This is a genomic window from Streptomyces sp. NPDC006197 (genome assembly GCF_040613865.1).
Taxonomy (GTDB): Bacteria; Actinomycetota; Actinomycetes; order Streptomycetales; family Streptomycetaceae; genus Streptomyces.
Window position 1 is genome coordinate 1 of record NZ_JBEXSZ010000166.1, and the last position, 17,752, is coordinate 17,752.

Annotated in this window: 14 protein-coding genes; 6 read left to right on the forward strand and 8 right to left on the reverse strand. The window is 72.6% G+C overall.

The window, feature by feature from the left end; all coding sequences use genetic code 11:
* Positions 1-1,487 (reverse strand): condensation domain-containing protein (locus ABZ318_RS33995; protein ID WP_356906296.1); only part of this gene is annotated, 1,487 nt, incomplete at its 3' end.
* Between the two features lie 203 nt (positions 1,488-1,690).
* Positions 1,691-3,226 carry a helix-turn-helix domain-containing protein gene (locus tag ABZ318_RS34000; RefSeq protein WP_356906297.1) on the reverse strand — a complete coding sequence of 512 codons (1,536 nt, stop codon included), beginning with the start codon at positions 3,224-3,226 and terminating at the stop codon, positions 1,691-1,693.
* A gap of 304 nt (positions 3,227-3,530) precedes the next feature.
* Here ABZ318_RS34000 and ABZ318_RS34005 point away from each other — a divergent pair, with 304 nt between their 5' ends.
* Positions 3,531-3,737: a hypothetical protein gene (locus tag ABZ318_RS34005; protein WP_356906298.1), complete on the forward strand. Its 207-nt coding sequence runs from the start codon at positions 3,531-3,533 to the stop codon at positions 3,735-3,737.
* 24 nt (positions 3,738-3,761) lie between these two features.
* Here the strand turns inward: ABZ318_RS34005 and ABZ318_RS34010 are convergent, their stop codons facing one another.
* Positions 3,762-6,770, reverse strand: coding sequence for a BTAD domain-containing putative transcriptional regulator (locus ABZ318_RS34010; protein ID WP_356906299.1), 3,009 nt, complete (start codon positions 6,768-6,770; stop codon positions 3,762-3,764).
* Between the two features lie 215 nt (positions 6,771-6,985).
* Here ABZ318_RS34010 and ABZ318_RS34015 point away from each other — a divergent pair, with 215 nt between their 5' ends.
* A complete protein-coding gene (locus tag ABZ318_RS34015; protein WP_356906300.1) occupies positions 6,986-7,384 on the forward strand; it encodes a nuclear transport factor 2 family protein in 399 nt (132 codons plus the stop codon).
* A gap of 70 nt (positions 7,385-7,454) precedes the next feature.
* Here the strand turns inward: ABZ318_RS34015 and ABZ318_RS34020 are convergent, their stop codons facing one another.
* Positions 7,455-8,963 carry a right-handed parallel beta-helix repeat-containing protein gene (locus tag ABZ318_RS34020; protein WP_356906301.1) on the reverse strand — a complete coding sequence of 503 codons (1,509 nt, stop codon included), beginning with the start codon at positions 8,961-8,963 and terminating at the stop codon, positions 7,455-7,457.
* Positions 8,964-9,178: 215 nt separating this feature from the next.
* Here ABZ318_RS34020 and ABZ318_RS34025 point away from each other — a divergent pair, with 215 nt between their 5' ends.
* Positions 9,179-9,733, forward strand: coding sequence for a hypothetical protein (locus tag ABZ318_RS34025; RefSeq protein WP_356906302.1), 555 nt, complete (start codon positions 9,179-9,181; stop codon positions 9,731-9,733).
* 37 nt (positions 9,734-9,770) lie between these two features.
* Here ABZ318_RS34025 and ABZ318_RS34030 read toward each other — a convergent pair whose 3' ends face one another.
* Both ABZ318_RS34030 and ABZ318_RS34035 read right to left on the reverse strand, forming a co-directional pair.
* Positions 9,771-10,178 carry a hypothetical protein gene (locus tag ABZ318_RS34030; RefSeq protein WP_356906303.1) on the reverse strand — a complete coding sequence of 136 codons (408 nt, stop codon included), beginning with the start codon at positions 10,176-10,178 and terminating at the stop codon, positions 9,771-9,773.
* 170 nt (positions 10,179-10,348) lie between these two features.
* Entirely contained in the window at positions 10,349-11,746 is a 1,398-nt protein-coding gene (locus tag ABZ318_RS34035; RefSeq protein ID WP_356906304.1) for an APC family permease, read from the reverse strand.
* Positions 11,747-12,152: 406 nt separating this feature from the next.
* Between ABZ318_RS34035 and ABZ318_RS34040 the strand changes: the two genes are divergently transcribed.
* Positions 12,153-12,587: an ester cyclase gene (locus ABZ318_RS34040; RefSeq protein ID WP_356906305.1), complete on the forward strand. Its 435-nt coding sequence runs from the start codon at positions 12,153-12,155 to the stop codon at positions 12,585-12,587.
* A 181-nt stretch (positions 12,588-12,768) separates the two neighbouring features.
* Here the strand turns inward: ABZ318_RS34040 and ABZ318_RS34045 are convergent, their stop codons facing one another.
* Positions 12,769-13,797, reverse strand: coding sequence for a helix-turn-helix domain-containing protein (locus ABZ318_RS34045; RefSeq protein WP_356906306.1), 1,029 nt, complete (start codon positions 13,795-13,797; stop codon positions 12,769-12,771).
* A 118-nt stretch (positions 13,798-13,915) separates the two neighbouring features.
* Between ABZ318_RS34045 and ABZ318_RS34050 the strand changes: the two genes are divergently transcribed.
* Together ABZ318_RS34050 and ABZ318_RS34055 are read left to right on the forward strand one after the other, a co-directional pair.
* Entirely contained in the window at positions 13,916-14,812 is an 897-nt protein-coding gene (locus ABZ318_RS34050; protein WP_356906307.1) for an alpha/beta hydrolase, read from the forward strand.
* Between the two features lie 211 nt (positions 14,813-15,023).
* Entirely contained in the window at positions 15,024-16,142 is a 1,119-nt protein-coding gene (locus ABZ318_RS34055; protein WP_356906309.1) for a serine hydrolase domain-containing protein, read from the forward strand.
* A gap of 7 nt (positions 16,143-16,149) precedes the next feature.
* Here the strand turns inward: ABZ318_RS34055 and ABZ318_RS34060 are convergent, their stop codons facing one another.
* On the reverse strand, positions 16,150-17,535 hold the full coding sequence (locus ABZ318_RS34060) for an aldehyde dehydrogenase family protein (RefSeq protein WP_356906308.1): 1,386 nt from the start codon (positions 17,533-17,535) through the stop codon (positions 16,150-16,152).
* Between the last annotated feature and the right edge of the window lie 217 nt (positions 17,536-17,752).

Genomic DNA, 17,752 nt, shown 5'->3' on the forward strand with positions numbered 1-17,752 from the left:
ACGAGCGCGACCCCGTCGGGGAACCGCGCCGCCTGCTCCTCGAACCGCTCCACCAGCGTCGTGTCCACCACGTCCGCCACCGGCCCGGCCCACCGGCCCGTCAACAACCCGCGCTCCGCCTCCGACAGGACGTCGAGGTCGGCGACCTTGCGTTCGGTCGGGTGCTCCGTGGCGAGGACGGTGGTGAGGAAGGCGGCGAAGCGGTCCTGGTGTGCGGCGACGGCGGTGACGTCGACGCCGTCGACGGGGGTGTCGAAGTCGATGCGCAGTCCGTTCGCGGCGCCGAGGTCGAGCACGGCGACGCCGAGGTCGTCGACGGGGCCGTTGCTCACGTTGTGGTTGACCGTGGGGTGGCCGCAGACGGTGAGCTCCCCGTGGAAGCCCATGATGTTGAGGACGGGCGTGGCCAGTCGTCGGGAGCCGTCGACGACGCCGGCGTCGCGGCAGAGGTCCTCGTACCGGGTCAGCTGGTGGCGCAGTCCGTGCTTGACCTCGGCGCCCACCGAGCGGACCAGTGCGCCGAGCGAGTCCTCGGGGTCGATCCGGATCCTCAGCGGGACCACGTTCGACGACATGCCCGGGGTGCTGCGGGCGAGCCGGGACGTCCTGCCGGTGACCGGGAGGGCGATCATCAGTTCCGTACGTCCGGTGACGCGGTGCAGGTAGACCGAGAACAGGGCCACGAGGAGGACGGACCAGGTGGCGCGCTCGCCGCGTGCGACCGAGCGGAGCCGGTCGGTGTCCGCCGGGGAGACCCGTACGCTGCGCCGGGCGAAGGGCAGGCCGCCGTGCGCGGCCGTCGCCCGGCCGGTGCCCCGGACGAGGCCGGCGGGTGCGTCGGGGGCGCCGGCGAGGTGCTCCCGCCAGGCGGCGCGCTCGGCGGCGGCCTCCTCGGACCGTCGGTACTCCGCGTCCTCGGCGAGCAGCTCCGTCAGGCTCCCGAACGGGGAGGGGCCCCAGGGTTCGCCCGCGACGGCCTGCTCGTACAGCTCGACCAGCCGGGCGAGTGCCATCGACACGCCCACGCCGTCGACGACCAGGTGGTGGAATCCGTAGAAGTAGAAGTACCTGTCCTCGGCGAGTCTGATCAGCGCGCAGCGGACCGGCGGCCGGCCGGTGAGGTCGAAGGGGGCGCAGATCAGCGCGTCGACGATCCGCCAGGCCGCGCCTTCGGGGTCGTCCTCGGCGCTCACGTCGGTGAACGGCAGGGTGCGCGATCCGGCGTCGGTGTCGACCAGCTGCCACACCTGCTCGCCGTCGTCCTCGAAGCGGCGGGTGCGGAGGAAGTCCGCCTCCTCGACGAGGCGGCGCCAGGCCGCGGCCATCAGCTGGGGATCCACGGGGCCGTTGATCTCGCGGCACTCGGCGACGTTGTACTTCACGCCCGTGGGGTCGAGGGCGTGTGCCGTCCAGATGTCACGCTGGGCCACCGAGAGCGGCAACCGGACGGCAGCCGGAGCGGGTGCGACGGGCGTGTCGAACGGCATGAGGGGCTCCTGTGGAAGTCACGACGGAGGAGGGGGAGGGAGAGCGGCGCGGGCCCGGGCGGGGCAGTCGCCATACAACCCGTGAGCCGGGGCCGGGAGCGGCAGTTGATCCGGCGGTACGCCAGCGGTTCGGCGGTGGAGCGGCAGTCGGGCGGCAGCGGCTGCGGCAGTCGTGCCGACGCCGTCCGGTACGGCGCCGCCGCTCATCGGACCGGTGTCCGCGGCGTGGTCGGGGAAGCGGCCGCGGTCGTCCAAGGGGTCGTGGCCGGGGAAGCGGCCATGGTCGCCGAAGGAGTCGTGGCCGGGGAAGCGGTCGCCGACGCCGACGCGGAAACGGTCGTGGGCATGGTTGCCGACGCCGACGCGGAAACGGTCGTGGGTGTGGTCGCCGTCGCGGAAGCGGTCGTCGTCGCCATCGCGTCCGCCGCGAGGGCGCGCACCACGCTCAGTACGCGGAACGCGGAGCGGCCGCCGTCCGTGTCGGACCGGATCACGCCGCTGACCAGCAGGTCGCGGACCATGCGGCCGCAGTGCGGCAGGGGCATGCCGGTCAGCCGGAGGACGTCCTCCAGGACGAACGCGTCCTCGCTCGCGGCGCACAGCGCGCCGATCAGATGCCGGTGGCCGTCGGGGAGCGCGGCGAGCGCACGGGTGACGCGCTCGCGCAGACGGGAGGCGGACCGGCCGTCGGCCAGGTGGTCGAGCAGGGATGCCGGGTCGGACTCGACGATGCCGCGCAGCGTGGTCAGGTCGCAGACGGTGAGCCAGGAGGCCGCCGCGGCGAGCGCGAGCGGATGGCCGTCGAGCCGGTGGCTGACCCAGGCGATGTCCGCGAGGACGCGCTCGTCGGGAACGATGTCGGGGCGGACGTGGCGGAGCCGGCTGAGGAAGAACCGGGCGGCGGGCGCGTCGGGACGGATGCCGTCGGAGGGGTCCGGCGCCTCCAGCGGGGAGAGGAGGAAGAGGCGTTCGCCGGGGACGTTCCAGGGTTCGTCGGCGGTGACGAGGAGGCGGAGTCCGGGCAGCTCGCGCAGCAGTCGGCTCAGGCGGTGGAAGTCGAGCAGCGCGGTGTCGACGCCGTCGAGGACGAGGAGCACCGCGCGGTCGCCGAGGGCGCCGGCCAGTTCGGGGGCCAGGTCGTCGGTCGGGCCGTCGCCGTGGAGGAAGGCGGCGCAGTCGGCCGTGAGGGCGGCGAGCCGGCCGTCGCAGGCCGGCAGGCAGTCGGCGACCGCCCCGGGGGCGGTGTGCCACAGCACCGGGAAGCCGGCGTCGTGCAGCCGGGCCGCGGCCTCCAGGGCCAGTCTCGTCTTGCCGACGCCGCTCAGTCCGACGACGGTGATCAGTCTTTCGGTTCCGGAGCGCAGTTCCTCGGTGAGGACGGTGGATTCGGCGGCCCTCTCGATCAGCGGGTGCAGCGGTACGGGCGGGGCCAGCCGCTCGGCGGCGAGGCCGCCGGGTCCGACGCCGCCCCGGTGTCCGTGTCCGCGCCGCACCGCGTCCTCGAGGGCCGTGCGGGCGCGGGGGCCCAGGCGGAGGCCGTCGGCGATCAGCCGGATCGTGTCGGCCCTCGGCCGCTGCGCCTTCCCCTTCTCCAGGTCGCGGATGGCGCGGACGCTGATGGTGGAGAGGTCCGCCAGCTCCTGCTGGGTCAGGCCGATGCGAAGCCGATGGCCGCGTATGAGGGTGCCGAGTGCGGCGGTGGCCGTCACGGTGTCCTCGGGGGAGAGACTGGTCGTCATGGGAAGCTCCCGCTCGTCGAGTTGGGGCGGGCCTTCCGCCGGCGCCCGGTGGGGCCGCCGGCCGGGGGCTTCGCCTCGCCGTCTGCTGGGACCCATCGTCCGGACGCGGCTATTCAGGGGGCATCCCGGCACTAAGGGCGGGCGACGGGGTCGTGATAGCGGCCGGGGGCCCGTGATAGCGGTGCGGGCGGGGCGCTGTTCCGTGATAGCGGGGTGATAAGGCAGCGAGCGGTGCCGTGAATCCGCGTGTTCCTAACGTGGTGGTCACAAGGGAACGCCGCACACCACCGAGAGGCAGGATCCGATGTCCTACACCGCCACCGCCGCCCGCAAGTCCGTCCGCGCCGCCGTCACCGCCGCGCTGATCGTGATCCTGACGGGGGCGGGCGTCCAGGCGAGCTGGGCCGACGGGACCACGGGCACCACCGACACCACCCCGGTCTGCACGACGACGGTCACGGCCACCGGCACCGTCACCACGTGCAGCACCGACAACAACCCGTGGGACTGAGCCCCGTCCGGGAGGCCCGCGCGCTCAGCAGCCGGTCGCGAGCAGCCTCTCCGCCTCGGCGAGTTCCCGCCCCATCCGCCGCTCGCGGAACACCTCGACCGCAGGGACGAGCAGCTCCCGGGAGCGTCCGGGCTCCGCGTCGAGGAGACGGGCGAGGTCAAGGCGCGCCAGGGCGCCACCGCTGAAATCCATGACCCCCTCCCGCGCGGTCACCGCACGGTCGTAGAAGTCCCTGGCCCGGTCGGGACGGCCCATGACGACGAAGGCGTGCCCCAGGTCGCGGAGCAGATGGCCCTCCCCGATGACGTCGCCGGAATCCCGGCAGAGCTCCAGCACCTCCGTGAAGGTGAGGACCGCCAGGTCGCTCCGGCCCTGTTCGAGCAGCAGCTGTCCGACGCGCCGCAGTGTTCTCGCCCGGCCGCCCGTGTAACCGACCCCTTCGTAGATGTCCAGCGCCTCGTCCAGCTGTCTCTGCGCCTCCGCGATCTCGCCCTGTCGCATCCGGACGTGCGCGCTCTGGGTCAGGACGATCGCGCGGCCCACCACGTCGCCCGCCCGGTCGAAGTCGGCCAGGGACCGCCGGTACAGCTCCAGGGCCGCGGGGTCGTCGCCGCTGGTGCGTGCGATGAGTGCCATGTCGCGCCGGCACAGCGCCTCGCCCATCGGTTCGTCCAGCGCCTGGAAGACGTCGAGTGCCGAGTTCAGCGCCTGCCGGGCCGTGTCGAACTGGTTGCGGCTCATGTAGAGCGAGCCGAGCGACGCCCGTATCGCGGCGGTCCCCCGCAGGTTTCCCGCCTTGCGGACGGCGGCCAGCGCGCTCAGGTGGGTCTGCTCCCACAGGTCGTAGTGGCCGCGCACCTCGAAGAGCGTGACGAGCGAGGTCGCGAGGTCCCAGCTGAGGTCGTGGAGGCCGGCGTCGGCCGTGTGCTCGACCATTCCGCACAGGGAGGCCTGTTCGGCGTCGAGCCAGGCCAGCGGGTCGGCGAGCACCTCGTCCGTGTAGGAGGCCGGGGGTTCCCAGCGGGGCGCGTCGCCGTGCAGGACGGTGAAGTCCCCGCCGTACACCTTGCGGTGGGCCTGCTGGGCGAGGTGCATCCAGCCGCCCGCCATCCGGGCGAGCGCCTCCTGCCGTGCCTCGGGCGTGTGGTGTGCCGCCAGCTGTTCCCGCGCGTACACGCGGATGATCTCGTGGAAGCGGTATCGGAAGCCTCCGGTCCGTTCCACTCCGGCGACGTCCAGCATCTGCACGTCGACCAGCGGTTCCATCAGGTCCGAGGGGAAGGGGCGGCGGTCGTCGAGCAGCGCGCCCGCCAGCCAGCTCGGCAGGGTCGGCGCCTGCGCCATGCTCAGGAGCCGCAGCAGCCGGCGGTCCTCCGGCGCCAGGCCCTCGTAGGTCAGCGACAGGCTGGCGCGCATCGTCATCTCGCCGTGGGCCAGTTCGTCGAGGCGGTGCCGCTCGTTGGCGAGCCGCTGCACCATGGACGCCAGGGTCCAGTGCGGGCGGGCCGCGAGCCGGGCGGCGACGATCCGCAGGGCCAGCGGGAGCCGTCCGACCGTGCGGACCAGGGCCTCCGCGGCCGCGGCCTCGCCCGCGACCCGTTCCCGCCCGACGATCCTGGCCAGCAGTTCGAGCGCCCGGTCCTCGGGGAGCACGTCGAGTTCCACCCGGTGCGCGCCGGGCAGGGCGGTGAGGCGGGCCCGGCCGGTGACGAGGACGGCGCAGCCCCGGCTGCCGGGCAGCAGCGGCAGCACCTGGCCTTCGCCGGCGGCGTCGTCGAGGACGACCAGGACGCGGCGGGAGGCCAGTCGGGTGCGGTACATCTCGGCGCGCTCGTCCAGGGATTCCGGGATCAGCTGGCCGGGGATGCCGAGAGCGCGCAGGAACCGGCCCAGGACCTCCTCGGGGGTGGCCGGGGTGCCGGTCGTCCCGCGCAGGTCGCAGTAGAGCTGGCCGTCGGGGAATCCGGTCTCGGAGAGCATGTGGGCGACGTGCACGGCGAGGGTCGACTTGCCGGTGCCGGGCTTGCCCGTGATCGCGGCGAGCCCCACCGTGGTGCGGCCCGGCCGTCCGGTCAGCGCTTCCTCCAGTGCGGCGAGCCGGCCGGCGTCGGCCACGAAGTCGGCGACGGCGGCGGGAAGCTGGTGCGGTACGGCGTCCTGGCGTACGGGTTCCGGGGGCGGCGGGGCGGCGGCCGGTTCGGAGTCCTCCTCGGGCTCCGTTCCCGCCGTCTCCTCCTCGGCCCTGTCCTCCGGTACGCGTACGGGCGCGGGGGCGGCGGGGGCGAGGAGCCGGCCGGCGAGGATCGCCGACTCCAGTTCCCTGAGTTCCGGGCTGGGTTCGAGCCCGAGTTCCTCGGCGAGGAACCGTCGGGCGGTGCGGAAGGCCTCCAGGGCCTCGGCCTGCCGTCCCGACCAGTACAGGGCCTGGATCAGTTGGCCGCGCAGCTTCTCCCGCAGCGGGTGTTCACGGGTGAGCCTCTGCAGTTCGCCCACGAGTCCGTCGTACCGTCCGAGTTCGAGCTCCAGTTGGATGCGGAGTTCGACGGCGGTCAGACGTTCCTCGTCGAGCTGTCGCGCCTTGTTCGCCAGCGGGCCGCTGTCGAGGCCGGACAGGCAGTCGCCCTGCCACAGCGTCACCGCGTCCCTCAGCAGCCTCACGGCCTGGTCGGGTTCGCCGCGCTCGCGCAGTCGGCGGGCCCGTAAGACGAGGCTGGTGAAGAGCGCGGCGTCCACGTTGCCCGCGTCGGTGTGCAGCACGTACCCCGGCGGCCGGGTCGTGATCGAGACCTCGCCGTCCGCGCCGGCGAGGAGTTTGCGCAGCCGCGACACGCAGATCTGCACCTGGGTCCGGGCGGTCTCCGGCGGGTTGTCCTCCCAGATGAGGTCCACCAGGTGGTTGGTGCTGACCACCCGGTTCGTCTCCAGGAGCAGCGCCGCGAGGATCACCTCCTGGCGCCCTGGCGGAAGCCGCAGCGGCCCGTCGGGGCCGTGGACCTGCAGCGGTCCCAGGATTTGGAAGGCGAGGGGCGACATGTCCGGAAGTTCCTGGGATCTGTCCCCGATGTCGTCCGTCACCGATTCCCCCACCAAAGAAACGAGTTGACACCTCTGGACCGAGTGAGGACAGTCTCCACAACCACCCCCGCCCTGTCCATGCCGTGAAGATCCCGGTCGGAGATAGAGGGGGGATAACGCGGAGTTGGCGGCTCCCCCCAGAATCCTGGCCGAGAGCGAAAGGGGCTCAGCCGTTGAACCGCCACGATGACACGAGCACCGGGTTGCCGGGACCGGGTGACCTGGTCACCGCCGCCGGAATCGACCATGTCCGCCTGGTCTACGACTACCTGGACGCCGGTGACCTGGACTCGTGCGCCTCCCTGCTGCACGACGGCGTGGTCCTCGAACTGCCGGGGCTGCCTCCGGTCCGTGGCCGTGCGGCGGTCCTGCACACCCGTTTCGGGCGCGCGCTGCCGCGGGCCCGTCACGAGATCGACCGGGTCGTGGGCCAGGACCGCGGCGTCGTCGCCACGGGGCGCCGGGTGGTGCCGGGCACCGACGGGCAGGACCTGCGGTTCGTCGACCTCTTCACGATCGCCGACGACGGGATGATCCTCGCCTGCACCCGGTACTACCACGTGGCGCCGTGAGCGATGCCCGAGGACGGACCCCGCCCGTCCTCGGCCCCGCCCGTCCTCGGCCCCCGGCCGGACGAAGGGGTTACAGGCCCGGTCCGTTGTACGCGCCGCGGTGCGGCTTCGTGGTCGCGCTCACCGGGTTGCCCCAGTAGTCGCGGCCTCCGTTGCCGCTGACGACGGAGCCGTTGTTCAGGGCGGGGGACGTGGCGCGCAGCTTGTAGCCGTCGACGGAGTGAAGGGTGTCGCCGCCGGTGCCGGGGTTCACGAACTTCGGGTCGCCGGCGATGCCGTTGGCGGTCGGCCGGGGCACGCCCTGGAAGACGTTCCACAGCCAGGAGATCCCGGCGCCGGTGGGCAGTCGGGAGTCGGTGGTCCCCACCCAGATGTTGTTCTCGACGACACTCTCGTCGGGGAGCGTGATGCTGAACTTCTTGTCGGTGCAGTAGAGGACGTTGTTGTACATGTGCAGCGCGGATCGTCCGGCGCTGACGCTGCTCATGCGGCAGTCGTTCTCGGAGATGTTGTAGCGGATGACCTGCCGGGCGCCGCCGATGGTGCCGCAGCCGTCGCAGTCGAGGAAGAAGCCGCCGATGTTGTCGCGGCTGAAGTTGTACTGAATCGTGCAGGTGCCGGTGTTGCCCCAGTCGCAGTCGAAGGCCTGGCTGTCGGCCACCGACATCCGCGTGATGCCGTACACGGCGTTCTTCTGGATGGTCGGGTCGTGGTCGCCGAGCACCCAGATGCCGGCGAAGTTGCCGCCGGAGAAGGGGTAGACGCCGTTGCCGACGCCGGAGGCGTTGTTGTACTGGATCAGGGGCGCTTCGGCGTAGCTGGCGATGATGCCGTCGCCGCCGACGTCCTTGACGGTGTTGTTCTCGATCAGGACTCCGGTGCCCTTGACGGCCATGGCTCCGACGCGGATCTTGAGGCCGCCGCCGCCCGTGTTGCTGATCTGGTTGTCGTGGACGTGGACGTCGTTGAGGGTCGAGTTCGTGCCGGTCGCGCCGGTGACGATGCCGGCGGACTGGACGAAGTCCTCGGTGGTCGGGCTGTTCTTGTTCGTCTGGCCGGCCACCCGGTCGATGACGAGGTTGCCTATGTCGAAGCCGCGGTGCGCCGTGCCGTCGGTGGCGGAGATCCGCAGTCCGGTGCGGCGGGCGAGAGTGGAGGCGGGATTGGTGAGCTTGAGGTTGCTGATCCGCCAGTGGTCCTGGTTGGTCAGGGAGACGGCGTTCGGGGCGCCGCCGCCGTCGATCACGGGCAGGGTGCCGCTGCCGTAGCCGGTGAGGACGACGGGGGCGGCGGCAGTGCCGCTGCCCTGCGGGGCGAGGGAGCCGGTGCACGTGGTGCCGGCGGCGAAGGCGAGCGTGTCCCCGGGCCCGTACGTCTTCCCGTTGGCCTGTCCGATGCTGTTGAACGGCGCCGCCTGACTGCCGTCCCCGGCGGTCGCCCGCGAGCAGTCCACATAGGTGACGCCGGCCGCGGCCGCGGCGGGCGTGCCGGTGAGGGCGGTGGCTCCGCCGAGGGCGAGGGCGGCGGCAATGAGCCCGCGGCCCAGCAACTGCCGTGTGGGCAAAGCTCTGTCGGTCATGACGCAACAACCTTTCTGGCGGTCGGGTGCGGCCAGAAGCTAGGTGCGACCGGTGATCGAGTCAATGCGTTCTTGTCGATTGATCGAGTTTCGATCAGAAGGTGGATGATTGGTCGATCCCGGCGCTTGCGTACGGCGTCCCGTCGGGTGATAGTGCCTTCGACCGCACCCACCGGGGCGGTGTCGCGCGGGACGGGGGCGTACGGATGTGTGTCGTGGATGCGGCGGTCAAGGAGGCCGCCGTCGATCGGTTCCTGCGCGACCATCCGCGGGCAGGGCTTTCCGGTTGCGACCATCCCGCGCTTCTGGGCTGCGCCGATGCCGCCTGGCCACAGACCTCCGGGGGGCCTTCGAGGATCCCCGCGCTCCTCCCGTACCTGCTCGACGAGGCCACCGGGACCGAGGCTCTCCGCCTGCTCGACAACGCCCTGCTGGAGGACGTCTTCCACGTGAGCGCGGCCATGCCGGCGGCCGTGCCGTTCCTGCTCCGCCTCGCGGCCGACCCTCACCTCGCGATCGCCGTACGCACCGGCCTCGTCGACCTTCTGGCCCTCGCCGCCCACCTGTCCGAGCCCGTCGACGCGGACGACGAGCGGTCGGTGCTGATGCTCGGGCTCGACGACGACCATCCCGAACGGGAACGGTGCAGGGCCGCGTTCCTCGCACACGCCCCCGCGCTGGCCGGACTGCTGGACGACGAGACCCTTCCGGACGGCCTGCTCAGCGCGGAGGACCGCGAGTGCCTCCGGACGGCCGGGGCGTTGCGCTGAGACGCTCCTCCACGCCCGGCCGTCCACGGGGCGCCGGTCAGAAGCCGACGGCGGCCGGCACGAGGCGGATTCGGCAGGCTTCCAGCGCGCTGTCGACATGAGCGCCGAGACCCGGTTCGGGGGCCAGTACGGAAAGACGGTGCATGGTCAGCATCGCCTCCCAGGCCGATGTCCTGGCCAGGGCCGACGACCCCCAGGAGACGCCTTCGAGATGGGTCCAGAGGTGGGCACCGAAGCCCAGGTGAATCGTTCCTGCCCGGGACTCCTCCTCGTCGAGGGCGCGCCGCGCCGCCGTCAGGAAGGCCATGGCGTCCTCGGGACCGAGCGCCGAGACGACGACCCGGAGGAGGGAGGCGGTCAGGGACGTGACCTCGGCCCAGTCGGCCTCGTCGCCGAAGCGCTCGCACAGACGTACGTTCAACAGGTGTTCCATGTCGGTGGTCATGCATGCACAGATACGTTTCCGCTGTCCATGCCGCCCGGCACGACACGCGGGAGGCGGGGTCCACCCCCCGTACGGAGTGATCCTCGTACCTGCCGGCGTCGGCCGGGGCACGCCCGAGGGCCGGGGCGCTTTCCGCGCCCCGGCCCTCGGGTGGGATGGTGCCGACAGGGTCAGGCCTGCTCGTCCTCCGGGATGCTGACCAGCCAGCGGGTCTCCTTGCGCGGCCGCAGGTACAGCGCCCAGTAGAGGGTGGCCACCGCCGTGATGCCGCCGGTCCACAGCAGGTACTCGGCGTCCTGCATGTACAGGATGTACGCCATGACTCCGATGAGCACCACCGGGACGGCCGGCCACAGCGGCATGCGCCACGCCGCGACCTCGCGGTGCGCGCCCCGGCGGCTGAACAGGGCGGCCACGGCGACCAGCAGGTACATGCCGGTGACGGAGACGCCGGTGACGCCGTAGAGGGTGTCGAGGTTGACGAAGCACAGGGCCGCACCCGGCACGCCCACGACGAGGGTGGCCACCCACGGGGAGCCGAAGCGTCCCAGGCGGGACAGGGCGTTGTTGACGGGCTCCGGCCATGCCTTGTCACGGGCGGAGGCGAACAGCACGCGGGAGTTCTGGATGACCATGACGATGCCGGCGTTGATGATCGCAAGGGCGACGCAGAGGCTGATGAAGGTGCCGACGGCGGAGTTGGACCAGGCCTCGATCATGCCGCTGATGTCGCCGCCGGTCAGGGTCTCCAGGTCGCCGGCGCCGAGGGTGATGGCGACGACGGGCACCAGGATGACGGCGGTCGAGATGGCGAGGGTGGCGAGCACGGTGCGGGCCACGGACTTGCGCGGGTTCTCCAGCTCCTCGGAGAGGTAGACGGCCGTCGAGAAGCCCTGGGTGATGAAGAGGGCGATGGCGAGGCCGGAGACCACCATGGCGCCGGTGACGAGCGAGTGCGAGCCGCCGGCGGGCGCGACCTCGCCGTGGAGCAGGGCGTCGACGCCCCGCTCGGAGTGGGCGAAGCCGAGGATCGCGACGATGCCCGCGGCGATCACTTCGAGGACGAGGAAGATGCCGGTGATCCAGGCGTTGGCGCGCAGGTCGAGGAGGCCCGCGAGGGTCGCGAGGAGCATGACGCCGGCGCCGGCGATCGGGGCGGGGATGTGCACCAGGGGCGCGAGGTAGTCGGCGGTCCCCATGGCGATCACCGGTGGCACGATCATCACGACCAGCAGGGACAGGACGAACACCAGCCAGCCCGCCAGGCGGCCCGAGAGGGTGGAGACGATGGCGTACTCGCCGCCCGCGCTGGGGATCAGGGTGCCGAGCTCGGAGTAGCAGAACGCCACGCCGATACAGAGCAGCGAGCCGATGGCGATGGTGAGGGCGGCGTACGTGCCGACTCCGTCGAAGAGGTCCGGTACGACCACGAAGAGGGTGGAGGCGGGCGTCACGCACGACAGCGTGAGCAATGTACCGCCCACGACACCGATGGAACGCTTGAGCTTCTGCGGCACGGGTTCGGTCTGGGGGGCCAACGCGTGCGGCGCGCTGAGGGTGTCGGTCATCAGGCGGTTCCGATCGATGTGAGCGGTGGTTCTGAGCGGGAGCGGTATCGCCTCCGAGGCGGCTGGTGATCAAGTGGTTCCGTGGGCTCCCGGGCTGAATGGAAGCGTGAGCAGAACCGCAGGTCAATGGCTTGACTGCTGCGGAATCCGTTGTTCCGACACGCCCGGACGAGGCGTCGGGGCGTCAAGGGCGTGTCAAGACGGCCGAAACGCTCCGTGCGGGAACCGCAGCGCGCCGGGGAGGACTTTTCCCGCGCTTTACCGCCGATCCACATTCCGGAATACCGGGCGCATTCGCCGGAACCGGCGTATTCGACCCCGCACCGGTCCGCGTCGTGTCACGTTTCCGGCCGCCGTGTCGTCGTACCGCCGAGACGTCCCGATCCGGAACAGAAGGAGAAGCCCCATGACGACAGTCGAGGCGACACGCAACATCGCCGCGCTCCACCGCTTCCACTCCGCCACGAACAGCGGCGACCCGGACCTCGTCGCGCGGGCCATCGACGAGTTCACGGTGCCGGACGTGATCTTCCACGCGCCGGTGCCGATGGGCGGGAGCGGGGCGGAGGCCATGAAGCGGGTGTGGGAGGCGCTCCTGCGCGCGTTCCCCGACATCCACGTCACCATCGAGGAGACGGTCGCGGAAGGCGACAAGGTCGTCTCCCGGAACACGGTGACCGGGACCCACCTGGGCGAGTACCGAGGCCTGCCGCCCACCGGGAAGCGCGTCACGTACGGCGAGATCTTCGTCCTCCGCTTCGTGGACGGCCGGATCGCCGAGATCCGGGGCATCGTGGACGTCCTCGCCCAGCTCCGTCAGCTCGGCGCCCTCCCGTCCTGACGAGACCCGGCGGGCGATCCCCGCGGCCCGCGCCCATCGAGTGCGGGCCGCGCGATGCGCGTCCGCCGACGCGTCGGACCGGCCCCGTGCCACGTCTCCCCCGAGAGCGGCCGGTTCGTGGTCGCGGGCAGCCCCTCGGTCGCGTGCGGAGGCGTCGACGGACTCCTTCCGCCGTGCTCGCTCAGCCGTGGAGCAGTCGCCATGTGGTGAGGGCGAGTCGTGCGCGGGTCAGGCCCGTGGGGGCGGTGAGGTCCAGGGCGAGGGCCCTGCCGATGTGGTCGAGGCGGCGGGCGATGCTGCTGTGGTGGAGGTGGAGGAGGTCGGCCGCGCGGCGGACGGAGGCGGTGGCGCAGTAGGTGTCCAGGGTCTCCAGGTCCTCCGGGGACAGGCGGTCGATCGCGGTCACGTCGGGGTTGTCCCGTACGGCGTCCTCGGGGATGTCCGCCAGGAGGGCCAGCGCGCCCAGGTCGGCGTGGTCGACGACGGGTTCGCGCGGGGTGGTGAAGCGGAGGGCCGTACGGGCCTGGCGCCAGGAGCGGTCGGGGCTCTCGGCGGCGCCGATGCCCGCCCGTACGCCTGCGGGGAAGCCCGTACGGTCCAGGGCGGTGGCCAGGATGACGCCCGCGTCGGCGAGCGGGGCCGCCTTCACGGGGCGGGCCGGGCAGAGCAGGGTGCCGACGCGGTCGAGCGGGAGGCTCGTGCGGACGGCGACGACGTGGACGGGGATGCCGGGGGCGAAGCCCAGGAGGCGCAGCGCCCGGGCGCGGGCGGCGTCGTCGCTGTCGGAGCTGATGGCCAGTTCGACGAGGGCGGGGTCGGCCATGGTGGTGCGGGCGGGGCCGTAGCGTTCGGCGGCGGCCGCGGCGGCGATGGCGAAGCGGTCGAGGAGGACCTCGTCGAGCGGGCTGGGCGGGCCGGGCCGCTCCAGCCAGACCGTGCCGATCTCCTCCTCGTCGAGGGTGATCGGCACCTCGGTGGACGCGGGTGCCGGCGGGGTGGACGCCGGGGTGCCGTGGGGCGAGACGCGGGTGGAGCCGCCGGTGCCGTGGAGCCGTATCCCGGCGACGCACTCGGCCAGCCCCGCCGAGGCGCGGGCGAGGGCCGGGAGGTCGACCCGGCGGCGCATCAGGGTGTCGTAGAACGCGACGATGCGCATCGCGCCGTCGACGTACGGATCGAGTCCCGACAGCCGTACGGCCAGTGCCTCCATGGCAGAAGGATGGCAGAAGGCCCGGAGGGAAGGCGTGCGCCGTTCGGTGCGTGATCGGGACGGGACGCGCGACGGATGGCGGGTGATCCCCCGGGGGCCGGGCCGGAGGATGGTCGTCATGGATCCCGAACTCGAAGCGTTCATCCCGCTCTTCCCGCAGACCGACCTGTCCGACCCGGTCGCCGCCCGCACGTACTTCGCCGGGCTCGCGGCCGCCGTGCCGGCTCCCGACACCTCCGAGATGGAGGTCGAGGACCGCGTCGTACCCGCCGACCCGGACGTGGTGGTGCGGATCTACCGGCCGCGCGGGGCGCAGGGGGCCGTGGTCTGGCTGCACGGTGGCGGATTCGTCATGGGGGACGTGGACACCGAGCACCCGTGGGCCACCCGCCTCGCGGAGACCTCCGGCGCGGTGGTGATCTCGGTCGGCTACCGGCTGTCCCCCGAGCATCCGTTCCCCGCCGCCCTGGACGACGCCTACGCCGTCCTGGACTGGACGGCCGAGCACGCGGCCGAACTCGGCGTCGACCCGGCGCGGATCGCGGTCGGGGGCCACAGTTCCGGCGGCGGGCTCGCGGCCGCGGTGGCGCTGCGGGCACGTGACGAACAGGGGCCGCCGATCCGCTTCCAGCTGCTCAACCAGGCGGGACTCGACGACCGGCTGGAGACCTGGTCGGCCCGGAACTTCACGGACACGCCCTGGTTCCACCGGGGCAAGGCGATCGCCGCATGGGGCCACTACCTGGGCTCCCGGCCCGCCACGCCGTACGCCGCCCCCGCGCGGGCCACCGATCTGTCCGGCCTTCCGCCGGCCTACGTCGCCTCCGCCGAGTTCTGCCCGAACCGCGACGAGGACATCGCCTACGCCCTCCGTCTGCTCCAGGCGGGCGTGTCGGTCGAACTCCACCAGTGGCCCGGCACGTTCCACGGGTCTCAGGCGATCCTCTCCGCCGAGGTCTCGCAGCGGCAGAACGCCGAGCTCGGCGCCGTCCTGCGCCGCGCCCTCGCCGACTGACCGCCGGCCTCTCCCTTCCCTCTCCTTCCACTCCCTTCCACGTACGAACCCGAAAGGACTGATTGTCGTGAAGATGCGCATGGTGCTGTGTGGAGGTGTCGCCGCGCTCGGTGTCTGCGCGGGCATGGTCACCGCGGCCGCCGCACCCGGCGGCGCGGGGACCGCTCCCGCCGGGAGCGCGCGTGCGGCCGCCGGCTTCGATCCCGCGGAGCTGGAGTCCGCCCTGGACGGTGTCCACCGGGCGGGTGTGCCGGGCGTGTTCGCCGAGGTGCGGGACGACGGCCGGACCTGGCGGGGCGCCTCCGGGGTCGCCGACGTCACGAACAACCGTCCCGTCACGGCCGACATGCGGCACCGCGTCGGCAGCGTCACCAAGACCTTCACCGCGGCCGCCGTGATGCAGCAGGTCGAGCAGGGCCGCATCCGGCTCGACGCGCCGATCGGGGACTACCTGCCGCAGCTCGTGCCGGGTGAGCGGGGCAGGAGGATCACCGTGCGGATGCTGCTCAACAACACGAGCGGCATCCCCGACTACCTCACGTACGCCTTCCCTTCGCTGCGCGGTTTCCCCTCCCGGCTCGACGTCTCGACCCGGAGCCTGGACGACAACCGGTTCCGCACGTTCCGTCCGACCGAGCTGATCGAGATGGGCCTCTCGGCGCCTCCCGTCGGCGAGCCCGGTGGGCCCACGGGCGTGTACTCCAACACCAACTGGCTCATTCTCGGCGAGCTCCTGGAGCACGTGACCGGCATGCCGGCCGAGCAGTACATCACCCGGAACGTCATCGAGCGCGCGGGCCTCCGGCACACCGGGTTCCCGACGGGGACGCGCGTCAAGGGGCCGCACTCGCGGATGTACGAGGCGTTCTACGGTCTGATCGACCCGCCGCGCGACTACAGCGTCTACGACATGTCCTGGGTGGGGCCGGCCGCCGCCCTGGTGTCGACCATGGAGGACCTCAACCGTTTCTACGCCCTCCTGCTCGACGGCCGGATCGTCAACCGGTCGTCGCTGGCGGAGATGCAGCGCACGGTCCCGACCCGCGCCCTGGACGGATCGCTGATCCAGTACGGTCTCGGGCTGCACAGGGTCGACACCCCCTGCGGCACCTTCTGGGGCCACGACGGCACCGTCTGGGGAGCCGGGACGATGTCCCTGACGCGCGCCGACGGCAGGCGGCAGATGTCCGTGGCGGTCAACCTCATCAGGTGGAACAAGCCGGACGCCTCGGGGAAGCCGCAGCCCCATCCCATCGACGGCGCCCTGAAGTCGCTCTACCAGCGGGCGACGTGCGGTGGGGCCTCCACGGCCTCGGAGATCGTTCCGTAGGACGGGGTCAGGCCGCCGCTCCCGCCGGGGCCAGGGTGTACGTCCGGCCGGAGGTGTAGAACTCGAGGGCCGCCCTGCCCTGCTCGCGCGGCCCGTGGCTGGAGGCCTTCGACCCGCCGAAGGGCAGGTGGAAGTCGACGCCGGTGGAGGGCGCGTTGATCCGGATCATCCCGGTGTCGAGCAGGTCGAGACCGTGCAGGGCGGTGTTCAGGTCAGCCGTGTGGACCGAGGTCACCAGGCCGTACGGGACGGAGTTGGTGATCCGGATCGCGTGGGCGACGTCGTCGGCGGGGAGCAGGGAGGCGATCGGGCCGAAGACCTCCTCGCGCAGCAACCGGTGCCCGGGGGACACCTTCTCGACCAGGGTCGGGGCCGCGTACCAGCCGGGTCCGTCGGGGGCGGTGCCACCGGCGAGCACGGCGAGCCCCCGGCAGGCGTCGAGCACCCGGTCGCGGGCGCCCTCGTGGATGAGCGGCCCGCACACGGTGGCGGGGTCGGCCGGATCGCCGACCGGGAGGGCCCGCAGGGCTTCGGAGAGGGCCTCGCGCAGCGGTTCGAGGGCGGCGCCGACCGCGATGACGCGGCTGGTGGCGGTGCACTTCTGGCCCGCGTATCCCGCGATGGAGGCGGCGATGTGGCCGGCGGCCTGCTCGATGTCCGCGTCGGGCAGCACGACGGCCGCGTTCAGGCCGCCCATCTCGGCCTGCGCCGGGATGCCCCGGACGGCCGCGGCCCTGGCCACGGCCCGGCCGACGGGGGTGGAGCCGGTGAAGGAGACGACGTCGGCGGCCGAGACGAGCGCGTTGCCTTCGGTGGCGCCGCCGGGGAGGACGGTGAACACCCCTTCCGGAACGGCCTGTCGCACGATCTCGCCGAGGCGCCGGGCGCAGGCGGTGGCCTCGGGCGCGGGTTTGAGGACGACCGTGTTCCCCGCGGCGAGCGCCGGGGCCGCCTTCCAGGTCGGGATGGCGAAGGGGAAGTTCCAGGGGGTGATGAGCGCTGCCACGCCGTGCGGCCGACGGCGGGTCAGCAGCAGGCCGGCGCCCGCCGAGGTGTCGTGGACGGAGCCGGTGGGTTCGAAGGGGGCCTGGGCGTAGTAGCGCCAGATCGCGGCGGTACGGGCCACCTCGGCCCTGGCCTCGGAGAGCGGTTTGCCCACCTCGCGCACGGCGAGCCCGGCCAGTTCGCCGGCCGCCGCCTCGACGGCGGTGGCGATCGCGCCCAGGGCGGCCGAGCGTGCGGCGGCTCCGGCCAGCAGCCAGCCGGGCTGCGCGGCACGGGCCCGTTCGACGGTGTCGACGGTCGCGAAGGCGCCCGGTGCGGGGATCCGCAGGAGCACGTCGGCCGGGTCGGCCGGGTTGCGCGAGACGAGGGTGGGAAGTGCGTCGGTCACGGGAGGGGGCCTCCGGGGAAGGGATCGTCGGGGTCGCGGGGCACTGCGCCGCTCCGGCGTCGCGCGACCGCCGGCGACGGCCGGCGGTGGCGGGACATCGGTCGTGGTGCGGGTCAGCGGTGTCGCCGGGACGGCCGGGGCGCTGTGGCTGCACGTCCCCCTGGGCGTGTTCACCATCGCGGCCGTCGTCGTCCTGTTCACCGCGGTCTGGCTGCGG

Coding starts and splice junctions, on each gene's coding strand:
- ABZ318_RS34005 (WP_356906298.1), top strand. CDS start 3,531: ATGTCCTACACCGCCACCGCCGCCCGCAAGTCCGTCCGCGCCGCCGTC.
- ABZ318_RS34010 (WP_356906299.1), bottom strand. CDS start 6,770: ATGTCGCCCCTCGCCTTCCAAATCCTGGGACCGCTGCAGGTCCACGGC.
- ABZ318_RS34050 (WP_356906307.1), top strand. CDS start 13,916: ATGGATCCCGAACTCGAAGCGTTCATCCCGCTCTTCCCGCAGACCGAC.
- ABZ318_RS34045 (WP_356906306.1), bottom strand. CDS start 13,797: ATGGAGGCACTGGCCGTACGGCTGTCGGGACTCGATCCGTACGTCGAC.
- ABZ318_RS34040 (WP_356906305.1), top strand. CDS start 12,153: ATGACGACAGTCGAGGCGACACGCAACATCGCCGCGCTCCACCGCTTC.
- ABZ318_RS34035 (WP_356906304.1), bottom strand. CDS start 11,746: ATGACCGACACCCTCAGCGCGCCGCACGCGTTGGCCCCCCAGACCGAA.
- ABZ318_RS34020 (WP_356906301.1), bottom strand. CDS start 8,963: ATGACCGACAGAGCTTTGCCCACACGGCAGTTGCTGGGCCGCGGGCTC.
- ABZ318_RS34000 (WP_356906297.1), bottom strand. CDS start 3,226: ATGACGACCAGTCTCTCCCCCGAGGACACCGTGACGGCCACCGCCGCA.
- ABZ318_RS34030 (WP_356906303.1), bottom strand. CDS start 10,178: ATGACCACCGACATGGAACACCTGTTGAACGTACGTCTGTGCGAGCGC.